Below are 22,313 nucleotides of genomic sequence, written 5' to 3' on the forward strand. Positions count from 1 at the left end.
CAAATGCTTACTTAACCAGTTACTCGAATCGATGCTGTTTACCGAATCAACTTTATCTAGTGACAGGTTGAGTAAAAGGCAAGTATAAGGTGAAGCTAGTCTCGCTGCTATCGGGCATCTGTTGGGAGATGACATCTATCATACCATTATGGCGGCTAACAATATCTTGGACAATCGCTAACCCTAAGCCTGTCCCAGCTGCACGACTAGTCACCATCGGAAAGAATATCTGGCCAATAAGCGGGGAGTCTATACCGCTGCCGTTATCAGTAATAGTGACTTGTAACACTTGCTTATGTTGCTGGCTGCCGATGGTATGTTGAAAAGCAATGCGTGTCTGGATAGCCAGCTTTGCTTGATAAGCGGTTGGCTGGCTAGTTGGTTTTGGTAGATTTTCTACTGAGCCATTATTAATCGTTGATACACTAGCGTGGATAGTATTAACACTATTTACTAGTGCTTGCTCATACTCTAGCATCGACTCACAAGCGTTGTTTATTAAGTTTAAAAATACTTGGATCAACTGATCTTTATCCGCTGTTAAGTCTGGTAGAGATAAATCATAATCGCGCTGTAATTTGACGGTTGGATACTGACTTAATACTAAAGTTAACACGTGTTCAAGGGTTTGGTGAATATTTAGCGCTTGCCAATTGGGCAGTTGATTAGAGCCAAGAAGTTGGCTGATAAGCTGAGTCAAGCGGTCAGTTTCTGAGATGATAATATCAGTATAAGTCAGTGACTTTTGGTTTATAGTTTTGATATTTGGCTCAGTATCATTGGCTGCTATAGCAGTAGCTAAACTATCCACTAAGGACCAATGGTTCACTTTAGCAAACTGACGCTGTAGTAGCTGCGCCGCCCCGCGAATGCCAGCCAAAGGATTTTTGACCTCATGAGCCACTGAGCGCAACATACGTCGGGCCACAGCATATTGCTGCTGTTGTCGTTGCTCCTTTGAGATACGGCTGTGCCGATCCTTACTCCACATCTCAATGATAAAATAAGTCTGCTGCTCATAGCTGACCGGTGTCACGCTATAGTCTACTAACAATATAGCGCCACTATGACTGCTGCTATTACCCTCTAATAATTGCGGGCTGATGCGGTGATCATGATCGATAAAGGGCTGCTGATATTGGTGGGCATGAGCGAAACGCTCAGTTAACGAACAGGTTTTATGAGTAGGGGTTTCGCCTGATTGTGGCTTATCTATTGAGTATTTTAATACATCTGGGTCGGTGCCATCATTTGTTTCTGCAGGAGCTAGCAAGGTCAAAATAGAATGATTTAGTAGCCGTCCACGACTAATGGCCAACAGCTGCTCAGTCTGAGTATTGAGCCATTTGATATCTAAAGATTCATCGACCCACAAAACCGCAGTAAATAAATGCTGTGATATAAAGGCTAAGTCGGGAGTAGTTTCAGCTGTAATAGGACGAATGCTCATGACTAAAGCCTAAATAAAGGGAGAAATAGAATAATAGCGCTATTATTTAACCATAAATCAACAGCATAGCACGGCAAAACTGGTGATTATCACAAAAAAAACGTACAATGCGCACAGCCAATTTATCTCTTGCAAGGTCAGCTATGTCCAAAATTTCTACACTATCAACTGATGTGAAAGCGTCACTATCGACTTTATCATCAGCAGCTACAGAGTCTGTAGCATTAGCGCAACTTAATGACAGCGTAACAGTATTCAATCCGGCACAAAGTCAAACGTCGCCAGCAGAGCCTGTCAACACTCATAAAGCTACTCATCATAAAGCCAATCATAATCAAAATCGTAGTATCAGTCAGAGTGGCGAGGCGAGCAGTGCTAATGCTGCGACGGCTAGTGCACCGACCACTACGCCAAAAATTGGCTTTGTCTCTCTAGGCTGCCCTAAAGCTTTAGTAGATAGCGAACGTATTATCACTGAGCTGAGCCGCGATGGCTATCAAGTAGCTAGTGATTACGAAGGCGCTGACTTAGTAGTAGTCAATACTTGTGGCTTTATCGAGTCAGCCGTACAGGAATCGCTGGACGCTATCGGTGAAGCTATTAGCAAAAACGGTAAAGTCATTGTTACTGGTTGCTTAGGTAAAGAGGCGGACAAGATTAGAAAAATGCATCCTGCGGTATTGGCAGTGACTGGTGCCCATGCTTATGATGAAGTAATTAGGGCAGTAGCGCTGCATGTACCTAAGCCGAAGCGCGAATTAACCGATGAATATAATCCCAAGATAGACTTAATCAATGAAGCGGGTATTAAATTAACCCCTAGTCATTATGCTTATCTAAAGATTTCAGAAGGCTGTAATCATCGCTGTACTTTTTGTATTATTCCAAGCTTACGTGGCGATTTAGTCTCACGCCCGATTGATAGCGTAATGAATGAAGCTATGGCACTAAAAAATGCTGGGGTAAAAGAGCTGCTAATCATCTCGCAAGATACCTCTGCTTATGGTCTTGATCTGAAATATAAGACTAGTTTTTGGAACGGAATGCCGCTGAAGTCTAAATTTTATGATTTGTGCCAAGCGCTGAATCAGCTAGGTATCTGGGTGCGTCTGCATTATGTTTACCCGTATCCTCATGTCGATAAAGTTGTCGAGTTAATGGGTGAAGGCAAGCTATTGCCTTACTTAGATATTCCGTTTCAGCATGCCAGCCCTCGCATCTTGAAGGCGATGAAACGCCCAGCGCATAGCGAAAACACTTTAGCTCGTATCCAAGCTTGGCGAGCGATTTGTCCCGATATCGTCATTCGCTCAACCTTTGTAGTCGGTTTCCCTGGTGAGACTGAAGAAGATTTCCAATGTCTGCTTGACTGGTTAGTCGAAGCTCGCCTTGATCGCGTTGGTGCCTTTACTTATTCAGAAGTCGAAGGCGCTGTTGCTAATGACTTGCCTAATCCAGTACCTGAAGCGGTTAAGCAGGAACGTTACGAGCGCTTTATGGCGCTACAGCAGGATATCTCTGCGCAAAAGCTGCAAGAGAAAATTGGCAGGACTTTAACCGTGTTAGTCGATGAAATCGATAGCGAAGAGAACATCGCTATTTGCCGTAGTTATGCCGATGCGCCTGAAATTGACGGCCACGTCTATGTTGATAACATTACTGCTAACGTGCAAGTTGGTCAGTTATTAACGGTGACTATCGATGATGCTAGCGAGTACGACTTATTTGCCAATTATAAAGCCTAGGCATTGCTAGTATTTTCTGGCAATAATGCGCGAAAGGAAAATTGCCCAATAGCCGGTAGTTTTTGCTACAATTAGTGCAATTTGTTTGCTGTATCTAAGTGTTTATTATTATAATATTTACATTTAACCCTAATATTGGCGTTCAACTATAAAAGGTAGCCTCATGTCTGACAAGAACCCTCGTTACTCGCGCATTTTGCTTAAACTCTCAGGCGAAGCCTTAGCAGGTGGCAAAGAGATGGGTATTGATAGTGAAGTGCTCGATAATATGAGTTTATCAATCGCCCATTTGCGTGGTCTTGGAGTACAAGTAGGGATCGTAGTTGGCGGTGGTAACTTATATCGTGGCGCGCAATTACAAAAAGAAGGCTTAGTCGGCCGAGTGACGGGCGACCAAATGGGTATGTTAGCGACTGTGATGAATGGTTTGGCCATGCGTGATGCGCTTGAGCGTCGTAATATTAAAACCCGCCTGATGTCAGCGTTGCCTATTGGTGAAGTTACCGAAAGCTATAGTAGCCGTAATGCTATTCGCTACCTCAAAAACGGCGAAGTTTGTATTTTCGTTGCTGGTACTGGTAACCCTTTCTTTACTACCGATACGGCAGCTTGCCTACGTGGTATTGAGATTGAAGCTGGCTTGATTCTAAAAGCCACTAAAGTTGATGGGGTCTATGATAAAGACCCAAGCTTACATAGTGATGCGGTTAAATATGACGGTTTAACTTTTGATGAAGTGCTAGAGCAAAAGCTTGGGGTGATGGATTTGACGGCTATCGCTTTATGTCGTGAGCATAATGTACCCCTACAAGTCTTCGATATGACTAAACCGAACGCTTTGCTAAATGTGGTTATGGGCGAGAATGAAGGCACAAGAGTCTATCACTAAGTTAATAGCTACTAAGCTGTCAATTAATCAGCTACTATTTCATAAACTATTATTCAAAATAAAAAACCAATAACATAGCATATTATCGTTAGCGATAAATAAGGACAACAACATGATTAAAGAGATTAAGCAAGAAGGCGAAGCGCGCATGCAAAAAACCTTAGAGGCACTAGAAAGTACCTTTAGTAAGGTCCGTACTGGACGTGCGCATCCAGGCATGTTATCAGGTATTATGGTCAGCTATTATGGTGCTGCTACACCTTTGAACCAAGTGGCTAGCGTCAACGTTGAAGACTCGCGCACGCTGTTGGTACAGCCGTTCGATCGCACTATGATACAAGCAGTAGATAAGGCCATTCGCGAAGCCGATTTGGGTTTGAACCCGATGACTGCTGATGTCATCAGAGTACCGATGCCGTCTTTGACCGAAGAAACCCGTCGTGACATGCAAAAATTAGCACGAGGTGAGGCTGAAAACAGCCGAGTTTCTATCCGTAATGTACGCCGTGATATGATGAATGATATCAAGGAATTAGCAAAAGAAAAAGAAATATCAGAAGATGATGAGCACCGTGCTAGTGATGAAATCCAAAAAATTACTGACAAATATATCGAAACTATCGATAGCCGTCTAAGTAAAAAAGAAATTGATTTGATGGCAGTGTAAACAGCGGTTTAAAAGCGCTACATCAATAGTTAAATAAGGACTGGTCTCTTGCAAGTTGTATTTGTTAAGTTGCCAGTTTTTTAATGGTTGGCGTTTAAGCGGTAAAAACAATCCGCTATCTTTACCTAGTTTGTTAAATATATTATTAGCTATAGTAGATACGGCTGAAGAAGCTATCGAGCCAAAAAAAGCATCCTACGAAATAATATAGTGTTAATGCACTTACAAGTCGTTAATCATTGCATTTACCTTATATACTTACTAATCTGAATATGCTGATACGTAGTAAATATTAACCTTCTTTTATCACTACCAATTCTCAATACTAAAATGGCTCTAAAATGTTTAAAGAAACCAATATATACCTTAAGCCCAAACATATCGCTATTATCATGGACGGTAATAACCGTTATGGCAAACAAAACGCCTTAGGTAAAGGTGAAGGCCACAGTAAAGGTAAAGATGCACTAGACCCTATCGTTGAGTATTGCCGTGAAGTGGGCATTAAAGTATTGACGGTATTTGCGTTTTCTAGTGAGAATTGGCAGCGTCCACCTGCTGAAGTGGCTTTATTGATGCAATTATTAAAACTGACCATCGATGAGCAAATGCCCCGCATGCAAAAGCATCATATTAAACTACGTTTTATTGGTGATCGTAGTCTATTGAGTGACGAGTTGCGGACACAAATGGCTGATGCTGAAGCTAAGACTGCTCATTACGAGTCGATGACCCTAGTGATCGCTATCAGCTATGGTGGTCAATGGGATATCGCTCATGCTGCCCAGCAGCTAGCTGAACAAGTGCAGGCCGGACAACTGCGCCTAGAAGATATTAATAAAGAAAAACTGGGTGAGTATGTACAGCTAGCAGATGAACCAGCAGTAGATATGCTGATTCGTACTGGCGGTGAATACCGAATCTCTAACTTTTTATTATGGCAGTCTGCTTATGCTGAACTGTTCTTTACTCAAACATTATGGCCGAATTTTGCTGCAGAAGAGTTGGCGGTGATGATCAAAGATTTTGCTCAGCGTCAGCGTCGATTTGGTAAGACCAGCGAGCAAATACAAACCTAATCTTAATTGCTAAGCCAATCAATGTGACTGAACCTATCAAATTAGCTGTTATAATGCAGCTTTAATTGCCATTCTTTCACTGACTGTTGGCCATTAAGACCTATTTTTTCATTAATAAATATTTTTATTAAAGACTATAAAACTATAAGGTTCGCTCACTATGTGGCAACGGATTAAAACGGCAGTCGTACTTATTGTCATTGTTGGTATTGCTTTATTTGCCAGCCAAACGCCTGTTTTGTTCGCTCCATTATTAGCCATCGGAGTGACTATTGCCGCTCATGAGTGGACTAAGCTAATGCCGAAATGGCGGCAGCCAATAGTGTTTGTATTGATGGTACTAGTAGTGACTTTGGCTTCATTGATGCTCAAAGTCACTTGGGTAGTTTGGTGGCTAGCGTCTCTAGTTATCTGGATGATGGCTTTATCGTGGGTTACTAAATTTCCTACTCATACAAAATGGTATGGTCAGCGCCTCGCACTGATGGGTGTGGTTATTTTAACGGCCTCAATTACGGCGATGTTTTACTTATGGCAAGTGTCACCTTGGTGGCTTATGTACGTATTCTTAATGGTTTGGTGCGCGGACAGTGGTGCTTATTTTGTTGGACGTAAGCTCGGTCGCATTAAGATGGCACCGAATGTCTCGCCTAACAAGAGCATGGAAGGACTGGCTGGCGGCTTAGTAACGGGCTTAGTAGTAGTGATAGCTATCAGCGTTTTCAAGTTACAGTTAACCGGTATGGCGCTAGTAGCCTTTATCAGCTTATCAGCGCTGACGATATTGTCTTCGGTATTGGGCGATTTGTTTGAGTCGATGCTTAAGCGCCGTGCTAATGTGAAAGATTCAGGAACTATATTGCCAGGTCATGGTGGTATCCTTGACCGTATTGACTCATTATTGTCTGCTACACCTGTATTTGCGTTAGGATTTTGGGGCTTACAACAGCTAGGATTATTAGTTGTCTAAGTTGCTGATGTAACTGACTTTAGCTAATTTTATTAATTGACGATATCATAGGCACTAATAGTTATGACCCAACGCATCGCGGTACTAGGCGCAACTGGCTCAATAGGCGACAGCACTTTAGCGATATTGGCTGAACATTTACAAGACTATGAAGTCTATGCTTTATCAGGCTATCAACGCTTGGATAAGCTCCTCAAGTTATGTCAGCAGTTTAGGCCTAAGCGGGTAGCAGTGCCGACCGAAGCAGTTGATGATTTCGCCAAACGTCTCAAGCAGGCTGGATTGACTGCTGAAGTAGTCGGTGGCGCGCAGGGTTTGATCGATGTTGCCACTGACAGCCAAGTCGATACTATCGTTGCCGCTATAGTTGGTGCCGCAGGATTGCCTTCTACACTAGCGGCGGCTCGCGCTGGCAAGCGTATTCTGCTCGCTAACAAAGAAGCGTTGGTGATGGCAGGACAAGTGATGATAAAAGCAGTCAAGACTCATCATGCTACCTTATTACCGATAGACTCTGAGCACAATGCTATCTTTCAGTGTTTACCTACTACTATTCAGCAAGACAATACCCAAATTCATGACGGTAGCCACGGAGTACGTAAGCTGTGGTTGACTGCTTCTGGTGGACCATTTTTACAGCAGTCGTTTGCGCAGATGCAGCAAGCAGGGGTAGCCGAAGCGGTCAAGCATCCAAACTGGTCAATGGGTCAAAAGATATCTGTTGATTCAGCGACGATGATGAACAAAGGGCTTGAACTAATAGAAGCTTGTCATCTCTTTGATCTGCCAGAAAGTAAAATAAATGTAGTGATTCATCCACAAAGTATCATTCACTCAATGGTAGAATATAGCGATGGTAGCTTTTTAGCACAGCTAGGTAGTCCGGATATGAAAACCCCTATTGCCCATGCGCTCAGCTATCCGCAACGTATCGCTAGTGGCTCACAGCCCTTAGATTTGTACACGCTAAGCAATCTTGAGTTTATCAAGCCCGACTTGCAGAAATTTGCTTGTTTGCGTTTGGCTCGTCAAGCTATGCAAGCAGGTACTCAAGCGACTATTATTCTAAATGCGGCAAACGAGATTGCAGTAGAGGCTTTTTTGCAAGGTAAAGTGCGTTTAACCGATATTGCTAGCATTAACGAGCAAGCTTTGAGCGAAGTAAAAGCGTCAACCTTAAGTGCTGATGCGGATATCGATGATATTTTAGCGATAGATAGTTTGGCTAGGCACTATACTGAAATCTTAGTTAGACAAATGCTTTAAAGCTCATTTTTTGTTACCCTTAAGTCCTTTAATTGAGAGCGGCTCATGACATTTTTGTTAACGCTATTAGCGGCAATTTTTGTGCTAGGCCCTCTGATTGCATTGCATGAGTGGGGTCATTACATAGTCGCTCGACTTTGCGGTGTCAAGGTACTGACCTATTCTATTGGCTTTGGTCCTAAGCTGGCGGGCTGGACTAGTAAGCGCAGTGGTATCGACTATCGTATTTCTGCATTGCCTTTAGGTGGCTATGTAAAAATGCTCGATGAGCGCGAGGGTGAGGTAGCAAAAGCAGAGCTGCATTTGGCCTTTAATAGGCAACATCCTCTAAAGAAAATAGCTATTGTCGCCGCTGGCCCGATCATGAACTTTATTATTGCTATCGGCCTATTTTGGGTGTTATTTATGACCCCATCAGAGCAGCTAGCCACTACTATTGGCCAAGTACTGCCCAATACGCCAGCAGCGAGTGCACAGCTGCCAGCAGGAGACAAGATTGTCGCCATTGATGGTCATAAGGTACAGACTTGGGAAGGTATTAATTATCGGCTGGCTGGACGTATGGGCGAGACTGATAACGTCAGTGTCACCTTACAATCAGCTACTGATGCTAATAAACCAGCTACTACTTATCAAGCGCCTGTAAAGCGATTTATGCAAGGCAATGACCAAGGTAAGGATGCATTGAGCAGCTTTGGTATGTTACCTTGGCAGCCTGATATTGAGCCGATCATAGGTGAGTTGAGCGTTGATGGTGCTGCTAGTCTACAAGGTCTGCAAGTAGGTGATAAAATCATAGCGATTAATGGTAGCCCTATAACGGATTGGATTAGCGCTACCCGCATCATTCGCGATAGCCCTGAGGTATTATTGAGCTTTAGCGTATTGCGTAATGATAAGCCAGTAGAGCTAAAGATTATGCCGCAAGGTAAAAAAGACAATTTAGGTAATGATTTTGGTCAGATTGGGGCGATGGTTGCTCAGTCTGAAATCGTTATTCCTGATCAATATAAAACTACTATAGTCTATGGTCCTGGTGAAGCACTAGTTAAATCATTCGAAAAGACTGAGCAGCTAGCAGTAATGACCGTGGACTCTATGGGCAAAATGGTCTCAGGAATGATCGGTCTCGATAATTTATCCGGTCCGATTACTATTGCCAAAGTAGCTAAACAAAGCTTCGACATCAGCTGGGAGATGGTATTATCTACGGCAGCTTTAATCAGTCTTAGTTTGGCAGTACTTAATCTATTACCTATTCCGGTATTAGATGGTGGTCATATTGTCTATTATGTTATTGAGTTGATCCGTGGTAAGCCATTGTCAGAGAGTATCCAGATCGCTGGTTTTAATATCGGTCTACTCTTACTGTTAGGTTTCATGGTGTTAGCAATTGGTAATGATATTAGTCGGCTTTTTTGATCATTGCTAGCGATGAGAAGCGGTCAAAATGCGCCACATTAACGTCTGTAGTAGGTATAATGCTGGACTGATAAGTGCGATAAGCTTGGCAAAATCTATCCCTAAAACTGTACTAATAATAATTTTTAGTTTATTTTATCCTGCGTTTTATATACAGTGTCTTGAGTCTTACTTCGACAAGTTGCTGATTTTGCACTTATCGAGCCTGACGAAATACGCTTTTTAACTTAACTTTAGCAAGTTTTTTATTGACGGATAGTGTTTATGCGTACGCCTTTATTTATGAGTGCGGCTGGGTTGCCGTTAGTGGTAGCAATGATGAGTGTATCGGCACAAGCTGCAGATTTTGTAGCAACCGATATTGGTTTTACAGGCTTACAGCGTCTGACCCCTGATAGCCTCTATCCTGTGTTGCCTATTTCAGTGGGTGATACCGTCACTGATAGCAGTCTTGCGGCCAGTATTAAAGCCTTGTATGCTACCGAAAACTTTGCCAATATTCAAAGCCGTGTTGAAGGTAATCAGCTGCGCTTTGAAGTGGTTGAGCGTCCAGTCATCGCTGAAGTAAACTTCGAGGGTAACAAGCTTATCCCTAAAGAAGGCCTGACCCAAGGTTTAGATAACGCTGGTCTGTCTGTAGGCGACGTGCTGAAACAAGCCACGCTACAAGGGGTTGCTAATGAGCTACAGCAGCAATATATCAGCCAAGGCTATTACAATAGTAATATCGAGGTTGATCAAACGGTACTTGATGGTAACCGTGTCAAATTAGACATACGCTTTATTGAAGGCAAGCCCTCAAAAGTAGTTGATATCAATATTATTGGTAACAGCCATTTTAGTGACAAACAGATAAGAGATGCGTTTGCGTTAAAAGAGTCTTCATGGACGCGCGCATTATCTAAGTCTGATCGCTATGCGAAAGAGAAGCTGGCGGCTAGTCTAGAGAATTTGACTGCGCTATATCAGAATGATGGTTATGTACGCTTTTCAGTAGATAACGCTGTGTTAAATATCAGTGAAGATAAGAGTAGTGTATTCATTGAAGTCAGCTTAACAGAAGGCGCTCAATACCAGTTCGGTGATATTAGTTTCTTAGGTAAGCCAACATTCGATACAGCAGAGCTCAAGGAGCTAGTAACTTTTGCCCCTAAAGATAAATACTCACAAGCTCAGCTAGACGCGACAACTTCAGCGTTAAAAAGCCGCTATGGTAATGAAGGCTTTTACTTAGCCCAAATCCGTCCTGTCCCGCGCATCAATGATGAGACTAAGGTCGTCGATGTTGATTACTATATTGATCCGGCACGACCTATCTATGTGCGTCGTATTAACTTTAATGGCAATCTACGTACTAAAGATGAAGTATTGCGCCGTGAGATGCGTCAGTTAGAAGGGGCATTAGCCTCTAATGAAAAAATCCAGCTGTCACGTACTCGCCTGTTACGCACGGGCTTCTTTAAAGACGTTAAAGCTGATGTGAAGTCAGTACCTAATCAGCCCGATCAGATCGATATTAACTATACTGTCGTTGAGCAGCCTTCTGGCAGCTCGACGATTGCTGCTGGTTACTCGCAAAGTGGCGGTGTGACTTTCCAGTTAGACTTAACTCAAAATAACTTTATGGGTACTGGTAACCGAGTAAAAGCGGCTTTATCACGTTCAGAAACTCGTGACTCTTACAGCTTAGGATACACTGACCCTTACTTTACTGAAAATGGTGTTTCGCAAGGAATTAGTGCTTATTATCGCGAAACCAAATTCGATGATCGAAACGTAAGCAATTATGTGACTGATTCGTACGGTGGTACGCTTAACTACAGCTACCCAGTTGATGAGACTAAAAGAGTTAGTGCTGGTCTTAACATCGATAACACCACGGTACGTGGCGGTCGTAACCTTGGGGTAGTCAACGTTGATCGTATCCTCGAAGATGGTGGTGAAGTCACTACTGCTGATGGTATTTCTACCTTTAAGAATGACTATACCACCTATAATTTATTACTAGGATGGGACTATAGCACTCTAGATCGTCCGGTATTCCCAACCAAAGGTATGAGTCATACAGTAGATGGTACTATCGGTCTTGGTGATTCTAGCTTCCAAAAGCTCATTTATCGCGGCAACATCTATTATCCTATCTATAAAGACTGGGTAGCGCGCGGTTATACTAAGCTGGGCTACGGTAATGATTTACCGTTTTATGAAAATTTCTATGCTGGTGGTTATGGTTCAGTGCGTGGTTATGAGTCTTCAAGTTTAGGTCCTAAATCTAAAAGTTATAGCGATGCGGTCAATGGTCGGGATCGTATTAGAGATGAAGAGGTTGGTGGTAATGCTTTAGCTAGCTTCGGTGCTGAGCTGATTTTGCCCCTACCGTTTAAGGCTGATTGGGCCGATCAAGTACGGCCAGTGCTGTTCGCCGAGGGTGGACAAGTCTTTGACACTTCAGGTAGAGAGGATCGTAACTTTACGGATCCCGTTTCTCAGACTGATAATTTACCTGATCGCAGCGATCCTAATAACCCTACAAAAACAAAAAAAGTCCCACTTTTAACTCAAGATAATAAATTTCGCTTTAGTGCGGGTGTAGGTGTCACTTGGTACACGCCGATTGGGCCAATCTCAATCAGTTATGCAGTGCCGTTTGGTGACAAAGAAGGCGATGAGACAGAAAAAGTCCAGTTCCAGATCGGTAGTACGTTCTAAGACAGTTGTTAGTACAGGCAATACATAGCACAGACCGCTAGCTTTAGAACATAGGCGTAATAGATGTTAGGAAATATATCTAACATCGAAATTCGATAGGCGGTAAGTTGACTACTCAACTTGGCGCCTACTTTCTTATACTAATAATACTAACGTTGACTATGATAACGATTGAACAACTTATCAGCCATATTGAGCAGCGCCAGCCCGTATTAAATAAGGCTGCCTTGAGTATTGAGCAATTACAGGTGCAACTGACCAGTATTGGTAGCCTAACTGACGCTAAAAACACGCAATTAAGCTTTTTAGCAGATCCGCATTACATCTCTCGTCTAGCCAGTAGCCAAGCAGGAGCCGTGCTTATCACTGAGCCATTTAGCGCTCAAGTACCTACCAGCTCTGTTGGCTTAGTAGTAGCTACGCCTTACTTAGCTTACGCTAGTGCCAGTCAGCTATTCGCCCCCAACATACCCGCTAAAGCTATTCATCCTACTGCCGTAATCGCTGATAGTGCGATTATTGCTACTGGAGTCAGCATTGGGGCCTTTTGTGTTATCGGCGAACAAGTACAGATCGGCACAGGCAGTTGTCTAGACGCGCATGTGGTGATAGAAGATCGCAGTAGCATTGGTAATTATGCAGTGATCAAATCTCAAGTAGTAGTAGCGCACGACTGTGTCATTGGTAGTCATGTGCGTCTACATGCTGGAGTAGTTATTGGCAGCGAAGGTTTTGGCTTTGCACCTACTAGTGATCGTAGCAGCAGTGGTTGGGAGCGGATTGCGCAGCTTGGTCGAGTTATTATTGGCGATCATGTCCGTATCGGCAGCAATAGCTGTGTGGATCGTGGTGCCATCGATGACACTATCATAGGCAACCATGTCATTATCGACAACTTAGTACAAATTGCGCATAACGTGCATATCGGTGACGGAACGGCTATAGCCGCTAATACAGGTATTGCTGGTAGCACTACCATCGGCAAGCGCTGCATTATAGGCGGAGCAGTCGGCATCAATGGTCATGTTAAGATTACTGATGATGTGACATTATCAGGTATGACCATGGTGACTAAATCTATTCAGACCGCTGGCTCCTATTCTTCTGGAACAGCGGCTATGCCCACTGCCAAATGGCGACGTGCTGCGGTACGCTTTCGCCAACTTGGGGATAGCTGACGTTGATCGTTATTATTAACTTCTATAAAATATTAATACGTTTGACTATAAATAATCTATTATTACCTACTTTTATTAACAGCCCGCAACAATCGCAAGGAAGCAAGGTATGAGCGCCATCGACATCGAGACTATTACAGACGAAGATATTAAGTCATTAGCTGAGCAAGGCTTAACCTTGCCGCTAAATTATCATACCCTTAAACATTATTTGCCACATCGTTATCCATTTATGCTCGTCGATAGAATCACTGCCTGTAAACCTGGTGAGTGTATTACTGGTATCAAAAACGTTACTATTAATGAAGAGTTTTTTAATGGGCATTTCCCTGATGAGCCGATTATGCCAGGTGTATTGATGGTAGAGTCGATGGCGCAAGTATCAGGAGTGTTAGGCTTTATCAGTGCAGGGCTAACCGCTGAAGATGGTTATCTGTACTTGTTTGCAGGAGTAGATAAAGTGCGTTTTAAGCGCCGAGTTATTCCTGGTGATCAGCTGATTATTCGCGCTAAAACGATCATGCAAAAACAAGGTATTTATAAGTTCGACTGCACAGTACATGTAGGTACTGAACTAGCTGCCAGTGCGCAAGTAATGATTGCTCGCCAACAACAGCCTGCTTAATCTTATCTTTAATAATGGCTATTATTATTAATTGCTCTATTTATTGATGGCCATGAGGGTTAGTTGGCTTTCATTTTATTATCCATTCTCAAGTTGCGAGTCAATAAAGTGACTGTAGGATGCCTGTAAATAATTATCAAACCAGTTTATAATGCGAATTTGCATTACTTTTTCGTATTAAAGAATACAAAGGCCTACATTATGAGTCAGATTCATCCTACCGCACTCATCTCGCCATCAGCTACCATTGATGAAACCGCTGTTATTGGACCCTATTGTGTCATTGGTGATGAGGTGACGATCGGCGCTCATACTGTATTGCATCGACATGTAGTGGTCACTAAACTTACCCGTATTGGTAAACACAATCAAATCTACCAGTTCGCTAGTATCGGTGAGGATTCACAAGATCTAAAGTATGTCGGTGAGCGTACTTGGCTTGAGATTGGCGATCATAATACTATTCGTGAAGCCTGCAGTTTGCATCGTGGCACAGTGCAAGATAATGGCTTGACTAAAATTGGCAATCATAATTTGTTGATGGTCAATACCCATATTGCTCATGATTGTATGATTGGTGATAATAATATTTTTGCGAATAATGTTGGTCTCGCTGGGCACGTGATTATTGGCAACCACACTATAGTAGGAGGTAACTCAGGTATTCATCAGTTTTGCCGAGTCGACGATTATAGTTTGATTGGCGGTGCCAGTTTAATTTTAAAAGACGTAGCGGCCTTCACTATGGTATCAGGTAATCCTGCCAGTACTCATGGACTCAATGTCGAGGGTATGCGTCGCAAAGGTTGGACGCAAGAGACTATAAATATTTTGCGCCAAGCTTATGTCACTATCTTTAGATCAGGATTAACCACTGCCCAAGCACTGGCAAAATTGCATCAGCAATTACCACAAGAGCCTAAAATCCAGTTGCTAATTGATTCGTTAGCAAATAGTAAACGCGGGGTAGTTCGCTAACTAATAGTCTGTCATTGTTAGCCGATATTAATCGTGCCAATACTTTAATTTACTATAGCCATAACTAATTGTTATGGCTTTTTGTATTTATGATTGCTTGACTTTTGGTGTCGATTAGCAGAAACTTTGAAATTATGTGAAGTAAGGTTGCAGTAACTTATTTTAACCAACAGCTACCTTATGATTTCTTTGATTATTTTGCGCCATTCAATGCAATAGTTAAAGATGATCAAAGAGATTATTATTAAATTTTAGGAGTCTTGCATGGCACAACAAAGGGAAAACTGGTCCGGTAGAACTGGATTCATTATAGCCGCTATCGGTTCAGCGGTAGGCTTAGGTAACATATGGCGATTTCCTTATGTGGCTTATGATAATGGTGGTGGGGCGTTCATGGTGCCTTATCTTATTGCCTTATTAACCGCAGGTATTCCACTATTATTCTTGGACTATATTATTGGGCATAAATACCGTGCTGCTGCCCCTCGTGCTTATAAAAAGATGGTGCCTTCTGCCCAGTTTGTAGGGTGGTGGCAGACACTAGTTTCTTTCGTCATTGCCATTTATTACGCAGCAGTTATCGTTTGGGCCGGCAGTTATATGTTTTTCTCGTTTGGCCAGAAGTGGGGTGAAGATACTACCACCTTCTTTGTCAGCGACTTTGTACACCACACCGGTGACCTAACCTCAGTGTTTGTACCACAGATGTTCGTCGGTTTGCTCATCGTTTGGGCAATATCTATGTTAATTATGTTTGGCGGTATTCGTAAAGGAGTTGAACTAGCTAATAAAATTTGTCTACCATTATTGCTCATATTATTTGGCATTATGGTATTCAAAGCAGTCAACTTACCGGGTGCGGTTATCGGCTTAAACGCTTTCTTTGAGCCAAACTGGGCGAGAATGAGTGATCCTAACGTCTGGCTAGCGGCATATGGTCATGTATTTTTCTCACTATCAGTAGGTTTTGGTATTATGGTCACTTATGCCTCCTACCTGCAAAAGAATACTAACTTAACGGGCGCAGGCCTAGTGGTTGGTTTTGCCAACTCTTCTTTTGAGCTTATTGCTGGTATTGGTATCTTTGCTGCTATCGGCTTTATGGCCCAATCAACCGGTCAAGATGTATCAGAGGTTGCTAGTGGTGGTGTTGGGCTAGCGTTCTTCGTCTTCCCTAAAATCATTTCTACTATGGGCGCAAGCGGTGATATTGTTGGTTTCTTATTCTTTGGCTCTTTAGTAGTTGCCGGGATCAGTTCTCTAATCAGTATCCTTGAAGTCCCTATTTCTGCTTTCCAAGATAAGTTCGATTGGTCACGCAAAAAAGCAGTTGCAGTGATAGGAGGGGTTTGTGCGATCATATCTATCTCTGCTTTCTCTACGGGCAGCTCTTTGGTACTAGTAGATGTGATCGATCACTTTGCTAATAATATCGGTATCGTGGCTGGTGGTTTGATGTCAATTATTTGGTTGACTTGGTTTAATCGCCGTAAAATTCCAGGCTTACTTGCTCATATCAATAGTATTTCTAGTATCAAACTAGGTGGTGCTTGGGTATTTATGCTAACCGTTATTACTCCAACTGTGCTAACTATTGCTTTGGGTCTAAAAATTGTCGATCTAGTTAAAACTCCTTATGAGGGCTACTCTACAACCATCCTATTATTATTTGGTTGGGGCATTGTAGTATTCTTTGCCTTAGGAGCATTTGTACTTAGTAGTATGAAAGGGGTATATGACGAAGAAGATGACAAGGCTCGTTTACTTGATGACGCACCTTAATAAAATGATATTTGAATAGGAAATTATTATGAGTACTTCAGCAATTATTTTTATGATTATCTCCATGGTGCTTATATGGGGCGGCTTACTTTTCTCTATCATTCACCTAAAGAACCATCCTGATATTCCCATGGATCAACTACCAGACGATCGGGTTTAATATTAGAGTTAAGATCAACAGTGTAAGGTTCTAGAGCATCAAAGTCTTTACCCTTAGCACTATGAGTTTAATAAAAATGCCAGTCAGTTTTCACTGTCTGGCATTTTTGTTTTCGCAGATAAATCTTAACAACGATTTAACGTAAATTTAATTCAGGTACACTCTGACCGCGCTTAGCGTAAAACTCGCTAACGAATTGATCAAAGTTATCTTGTTCAATAGCTTCTCTTATACCTGCCATTAAGCGCTGATAATAACGCAAATTATGAATGGTTGCCAATTGCGCGCCTAGCATCTCTTTACACTTATTAAGATGATACAAGTAAGCACGGCTAAAGTTCTGGCAAGTATAGCAATCGCATTCAGGATCTAGTGCACCTTCATCTTCTCTATATTGGCTATTACGAATACGCACTACACCGACATTGTCTGCGTTGCCAGTGACAAAGTAATGGCCATTACGTGCATTACGAGTGGGCATTACGCAGTCGAACATATCCACACCACGACGGACACCTTCAACTAGATCCTCAGGCTTACCTACGCCCATCAAGTAGCGTGGTTTATCGGCTGGCATATCATCAGGAAGGTAATCAAGCACATCCATCATTTCGTCTTTTGGCTCCCCAACTGACAGACCACCAATTGCGTAACCATCAAAGCCAATCTCAAGCAGACCCTCAAGCGACTGTTGACGCAAATCAGTATACATACTGCCTTGGATAATACCGAATAGGGCATTAGTGCTGCCTAATTTATTATGCTCATCAACACAACGTTGACCCCAACGTAGCGATAACTCCAATGATTTTTTAGCTTCGTCATGAGTAGCCGGATAGGGCGTGCACTCATCGAACTGCATAACGATGTCGGAATTGAGACTGTATTGAATTTGCATTGATTTTTCTGGCGACAGGAACACTTTAGCACCATCGATAGGTGATTTAAAGTTGACGCCTTCTTCAGTAATCTTGCGCATGGCTCCTAAGCTGAATACTTGGAAGCCGCCTGAATCGGTCAATATTGGTTTATCCCAATGCATAAATTTATGCAAACCACCGAACTTATCGATGATGTCTGTACCTGGACGTAACCATAAGTGAAAAGTATTACCTAAGATGATATCAGCGCCTATGGCCTCGATATCGCGAGGCAGCATACCTTTGACCGTACCATAAGTACCGACTGGCATAAAGGCAGGGGTTTGTACCTCGCCATGATTGAGATGAACCGTACCACGACGGGCACGAGTCTCACCACTAGCGGTTTTGTGTAAAGTAAATTGCATATAGTAGTCACTGTCTAAACAATAAAAATAGCGCTAATTATAGCATTGCTGACTGTTTATTGGGACGTTGATGCTTTATAAGCTGTCAATAATGTACTAAGCGACGAATGTACTAAGCTAATAGGATAAACGGCTAACAGTTAGCTTAAGCCATAACGAAAAAAATACAGACAGTAGGGTTAGGTTGTTGCTATGGTGAGAGGCTATTAAAATAGCAGCTGTTATCTAAAAGTTAACCACTGCTACTTTGATGGGGAGATAGATTATGAAAGCTACTACTTGTCTGCTGTTAGGCAGCTTATTAATATTACCAGGAGAGGCTATGGCTACCGAAGAATCTAACTATGCTATCTTCAATAAAACTGAAGACTTCGAGCTGCGTCGCTATGATCCACAAATTATCGCCCAAACTTGGGTATCAGGTGATCAGAAGCAAGCTGGTAATAAAGGGTTTAGAATTTTGGCTGACTATATTTTTGGTAATAATACCGCCCCAAGTGGTGAGAGTAGCAAAATAAGCATGACAACACCGGTTAAAATGCAGCCGCAAAGCTCTAGTAACAATAGTTCTAATAACAGGAACTCAGATAAAAGCGGGTCAGAGAAGATTGCTATGACTGCGCCTGTATCCATGCAAAAAGCTCAGCAACAGAACGATGGTAAGTGGCGAGTAAGGTTTGTGATGCCAAACAAATACACTATGCAGACTCTACCAAAACCTAACAATCCTGCAGTCAGTATTATCGAAGTGCCGGCGAAGACTTATGGGGTTATCAAGTTTTCAGGACTGACTGGTAGTAAAAAAGTCGCTGCTAAGACAGCAGAATTAGAGGCTTGGATGCAAAACTTAAATATAGTAGGTACTGCTGAAATGGCCCGCTATAATCCACCTTGGACTCTACCCTTTATGCGTCGTAATGAGATTATGATTGAGTACCAAGCAAAATAGCAATTTTTATTAATAAGAGGGTCTTTTACTAGTGAATCAGTTTGGTAAGCGAGACATCATCGCTATAAATAAAGTGTTGTCGCTAATAACTTAAGCTTAAATATATCGATCTAACCCAATAAAAAGACAGCCTAAGCTGTCTTTTTTGATTTTATTGCTAACTAAGTTTTTTATAGCACATTTTAGCTTTTTTGTTCGCGGATAATATTTAGCATACGACGTAAAGGTTCTGCTGCGCCCCATAACAGCTGATCACCGACAGTAAAGGCGCCTAAGTATTCAGGACCCATATTGAGCTTACGCAGACGGCCAACAGCTACAGTGAGTGTCCCAGTGACCGCAACGGGTGTTAAGCGCTGCATACTGGCTTGTTTGTCATCTTCCACTACATCTAGCCACTCATTACCACTGTTTTTTAGCGCGGCTTCAATCTCGGCTAACGGGATATCTTTTTTAAGCTTGATAGTAAGGCCTTGCGCATGACAACGCATCGCACCGATACGCACACACATGCCATCGATAGCGATAGCGTTATCACTGTCATTACCAAGGATTTTGTTGGTCTCAACACCGCCTTTCCATTCTTCTTTAGATTGCTTATTGTCTAATTGCACATCGATATAAGGAATCAAGCTACCCGCGAGTGGCACGCCAAAATACTGCTGCGGAAAATCAGCTGAGCGCTGGGTGGCGGCTATTTTTTTGTCAATCTCAAGGATAGCGCTTGAAGGATCTGCTAGCTCATCAGCAACCGCATCACGTAATACGCCCATACCTTCGATCAGCTCACGCATATTATTAGCACCAGAGCCACTAGCAGCCTGATAAGTCATTGCGCTGACCCATTCAACCCAGCCTTTATTAAACAGCTCACCAATAGCCATCAGCATCAACGATACGGTACAGTTACCACCGATGAAGTCTTTTTTACCAGCAGCTAAAGCGCTGTCGATCACTTTGCGATTGACCGGATCAAGAATGATGATACTGTCATCTTCCATACGTAGAGTACTAGCAGCATCAATCCAGTAGCCATTCCAGCCACTATCACGTAAAGGCTGATGTACTTTTTGCGTATAGTCACCACCCTGGCAAGTGATAATCACCTCACAAGCGGCTAGTGCCTCAATATCATGAGCATCTTTAAGTTGGCTAGTTTCAATACCATCGAAGCTTGGCGCATCGCCACCAGCGTTACTAGTCGAAAAGAACACTGGGGTAATACCAGAAAAGTCATTCTCATCGCGCATACGCTGTATTAGCACTGACCCGACCATACCACGCCAGCCTACCAAACCTACTGTTAAGTTGCTCATCGATTGTAATCCTTTTTTACAGTTATTTATTGCTATGTCAACCAATAACAATGCCGTGAATAGCTATAAAAAGCAAGGCGTTTACCACTATTTTAACGATTTTTTGACTACTATTCGCTATAGATATTATAACTTTGGGTTATTAGTAGCCGCTAATGCTTTAGAAGTGCTCCCATATAAGTTGTAGAGTATTTATTTAATAGCTATACAATCAAGTCCAAACATAGTGCACAATAGGCGTTAAAAATATTATAGTTATTCAAAACATGGTATTCATTATTCACCTGATAGTCGGTTAAACAACTTTATGGATTTATCTGCCCTATATTATGGTATCCAGCTGCTCGCAGGGCTGATTATTTTTGTGACGGTTTGGGGCTGGCTACCATTAGACAATTGGTGGGTGCGCGGCGTTGAGTTTCCGCGTATCCAAATTATGGTGCTGGGGTTCTCAGCTTGGCTAGGTCTATTGCTATTTTGGGCACAATGGTCGCTGTGGCAATGGCTACTATTTATAGCGCTAACTACTAGTGTCGCGTTTCAGATCAGAATGATACTGCCTTACACAAGGCTGTGGAAAAAGGAAGTGCAGAGCGCTAAAGATAGCTCTGAAGCTAAAGCGAACCAGCTTAAAATTATGGTCTCAAATGTGCTGACTCCTAATGAGAATAAGCAAAAGCTAGTTGATTTAGTCAACCAAAAACAGCCTGAGATTTTGATTACTCTTGAGACTGATGCTGAATGGCAGCAGGCAATGAACGTGATTGAAGTTGATTACCCTTATACAGTCAAAGTGCCATTAGATAATTTATATGGTATGCACTTATATTCTAAGCTGGAGTTGATAGATCCTGAAGTGAAGTACCTGATGATTGATGATATTCCTTCGATCCACACTCAGTTACGTCTACAGAGCGGTCGAGTCATTTGGCTATATTGTCTACACCCTATGCCGCCGAGTCCAACTGAAGCGGACAAATCTACTACTCGTGATGCTGAACTGCTGATGGTTGGTCAACATATCAAGAAAAATAAACAAACCGCCATCTTAGCGGGTGACTTAAATGATGTGGCTTGGTCAAAGACTACTCGTCGTTTCCAACGTATCTCAGGGCTATTAGATCCCCGTATCGGTCGGCATTTTATCAACACTTTTCATGTAAAGTATCCGTTTTTACGATGGGCCTTGGATCATATTTTTCATAGTGCTTGTTTTACTGTGGTTGATATAAAACGTCTTCCCTCTATTGGCTCAGATCACTTTCCAGTATTGACCACCTTACAGTACCAGCCTGAAGAAACCGCCAAGCAAAAAGAGAACGCCCCAACTCCCGAAGCTGAAGATATTAAAGAGACTGAAAATAAGATCAAGGCTGGCAAGGCAGAGGGACGTAAGGTCTCTAAAGAGCATGCAGAAGAAGCTAAAGAAAAAAACCAATAATAATCTTAAGTTATTGATAATCATTAATAAATAACAATTCTAATTAAGATTAACTATGCTTTATTTTATCGACTAAACAGTATTAGAAGCTTATTGAAATATTGTAAGCAAATGCTTACATCAATTGGGGCTTTTAACGTCTAGGCGAATCCTTAGGTTTGCATTAGAATACCCTCATCGACACAAGGATAAGTAAGGATACGGTGTTGAGACGCTGGTAGCATGGATATAGAGTAGTCTATTGTGTTATAAACTAGCGTGTATGACTTAGGATGAGTCAGCAAGGATAAAATAATAACAATCTGCTAAATGAACTAAAGCCCGAACCTATTGCCCAAGGTTTGGGTTTTTTCTTGTCAGTTAATTGATGGCATTAAATAGCTTTAGGGTGATAGTTCT

Annotated in this window: 18 protein-coding genes; 15 read left to right on the forward strand and 3 right to left on the reverse strand. The window is 42.3% G+C overall.

Annotated features, from left to right (window positions below):
• Positions 1–52: 52 nt before the first annotated feature.
• On the reverse strand, positions 53–1,450 hold the full coding sequence (locus KPY62_RS12450) for a two-component system sensor histidine kinase NtrB (protein ID WP_216582679.1): 1,398 nt from the start codon (positions 1,448–1,450) through the stop codon (positions 53–55).
• A 143-nt stretch (positions 1,451–1,593) separates the two neighbouring features.
• Here KPY62_RS12450 and rimO point away from each other — a divergent pair, with 143 nt between their 5' ends.
• The 13 genes from rimO (at position 1,594) to KPY62_RS12515 (ending at position 16,920) form a co-directional block, all read left to right on the forward strand.
• The gene (gene rimO, locus KPY62_RS12455; protein WP_228730691.1) at positions 1,594–3,195 is read left to right on the forward strand and encodes a 30S ribosomal protein S12 methylthiotransferase RimO; all 1,602 of its coding nucleotides are present in this window, start codon (positions 1,594–1,596) and stop codon (positions 3,193–3,195) included.
• A 163-nt stretch (positions 3,196–3,358) separates the two neighbouring features.
• Complete coding sequence (gene pyrH / locus KPY62_RS12460; RefSeq protein WP_201622346.1) at positions 3,359–4,084, forward strand: UMP kinase; 726 nt, start codon at positions 3,359–3,361, stop codon at positions 4,082–4,084.
• A 112-nt stretch (positions 4,085–4,196) separates the two neighbouring features.
• A complete protein-coding gene (gene frr / locus KPY62_RS12465; RefSeq protein ID WP_201622345.1) occupies positions 4,197–4,751 on the forward strand; it encodes a ribosome recycling factor in 555 nt (184 codons plus the stop codon).
• Positions 4,752–5,092: 341 nt separating this feature from the next.
• Positions 5,093–5,830: a polyprenyl diphosphate synthase gene (uppS, locus tag KPY62_RS12470; protein WP_216582681.1), complete on the forward strand. Its 738-nt coding sequence runs from the start codon at positions 5,093–5,095 to the stop codon at positions 5,828–5,830.
• Between the two features lie 160 nt (positions 5,831–5,990).
• Positions 5,991–6,800, forward strand: coding sequence for a phosphatidate cytidylyltransferase (locus tag KPY62_RS12475; protein WP_216582683.1), 810 nt, complete (start codon positions 5,991–5,993; stop codon positions 6,798–6,800).
• A 63-nt stretch (positions 6,801–6,863) separates the two neighbouring features.
• Positions 6,864–8,066, forward strand: coding sequence for a 1-deoxy-D-xylulose-5-phosphate reductoisomerase (gene ispC / locus KPY62_RS12480; RefSeq protein WP_216582685.1), 1,203 nt, complete (start codon positions 6,864–6,866; stop codon positions 8,064–8,066).
• Between the two features lie 45 nt (positions 8,067–8,111).
• Positions 8,112–9,488 (forward strand): RIP metalloprotease RseP, encoded by a 1,377-nt coding sequence (gene rseP, locus KPY62_RS12485; RefSeq protein ID WP_216582687.1) that lies wholly within the window; start codon positions 8,112–8,114, stop codon positions 9,486–9,488.
• A 264-nt stretch (positions 9,489–9,752) separates the two neighbouring features.
• Positions 9,753–12,197, forward strand: coding sequence for an outer membrane protein assembly factor BamA (gene bamA / locus KPY62_RS12490; RefSeq protein WP_216582689.1), 2,445 nt, complete (start codon positions 9,753–9,755; stop codon positions 12,195–12,197).
• Positions 12,198–12,358: 161 nt separating this feature from the next.
• Entirely contained in the window at positions 12,359–13,375 is a 1,017-nt protein-coding gene (gene lpxD, locus KPY62_RS12495) for a UDP-3-O-(3-hydroxymyristoyl)glucosamine N-acyltransferase (protein WP_216582691.1), read from the forward strand.
• 109 nt (positions 13,376–13,484) lie between these two features.
• On the forward strand, positions 13,485–14,000 hold the full coding sequence (gene fabZ, locus KPY62_RS12500) for a 3-hydroxyacyl-ACP dehydratase FabZ (protein WP_216582693.1): 516 nt from the start codon (positions 13,485–13,487) through the stop codon (positions 13,998–14,000).
• Positions 14,001–14,201: 201 nt separating this feature from the next.
• Positions 14,202–14,978: an acyl-ACP--UDP-N-acetylglucosamine O-acyltransferase gene (lpxA, locus tag KPY62_RS12505; RefSeq protein WP_216582695.1), complete on the forward strand. Its 777-nt coding sequence runs from the start codon at positions 14,202–14,204 to the stop codon at positions 14,976–14,978.
• Between the two features lie 264 nt (positions 14,979–15,242).
• Complete coding sequence (locus tag KPY62_RS12510) at positions 15,243–16,760, forward strand: sodium-dependent transporter (RefSeq protein ID WP_216582697.1); 1,518 nt, start codon at positions 15,243–15,245, stop codon at positions 16,758–16,760.
• A 28-nt stretch (positions 16,761–16,788) separates the two neighbouring features.
• Positions 16,789–16,920: a methionine/alanine import family NSS transporter small subunit gene (locus KPY62_RS12515; RefSeq protein WP_216582699.1), complete on the forward strand. Its 132-nt coding sequence runs from the start codon at positions 16,789–16,791 to the stop codon at positions 16,918–16,920.
• A gap of 136 nt (positions 16,921–17,056) precedes the next feature.
• Here KPY62_RS12515 and tgt read toward each other — a convergent pair whose 3' ends face one another.
• Complete coding sequence (gene tgt, locus KPY62_RS12520) at positions 17,057–18,208, reverse strand: tRNA guanosine(34) transglycosylase Tgt (RefSeq protein WP_216582705.1); 1,152 nt, start codon at positions 18,206–18,208, stop codon at positions 17,057–17,059.
• Between the two features lie 265 nt (positions 18,209–18,473).
• On the opposite strand from tgt, the gene KPY62_RS12525 reads away from it, so the two are divergent.
• Entirely contained in the window at positions 18,474–19,157 is a 684-nt protein-coding gene (locus KPY62_RS12525; protein ID WP_216582707.1) for an SOUL family heme-binding protein, read from the forward strand.
• Between the two features lie 182 nt (positions 19,158–19,339).
• Here the strand turns inward: KPY62_RS12525 and asd are convergent, their stop codons facing one another.
• Positions 19,340–20,473: an aspartate-semialdehyde dehydrogenase gene (gene asd, locus KPY62_RS12530; RefSeq protein WP_216582709.1), complete on the reverse strand. Its 1,134-nt coding sequence runs from the start codon at positions 20,471–20,473 to the stop codon at positions 19,340–19,342.
• A gap of 307 nt (positions 20,474–20,780) precedes the next feature.
• Between asd and KPY62_RS12535 the strand changes: the two genes are divergently transcribed.
• On the forward strand, positions 20,781–21,914 hold the full coding sequence (locus tag KPY62_RS12535) for an endonuclease/exonuclease/phosphatase family protein (protein WP_216582711.1): 1,134 nt from the start codon (positions 20,781–20,783) through the stop codon (positions 21,912–21,914).
• Positions 21,915–22,313 lie beyond the last annotated feature (399 nt).

This window comes from Psychrobacter sp. TAE2020 (genome assembly GCF_018919485.1).
Taxonomy (GTDB): Bacteria; Pseudomonadota; Gammaproteobacteria; order Pseudomonadales; family Moraxellaceae; genus Psychrobacter.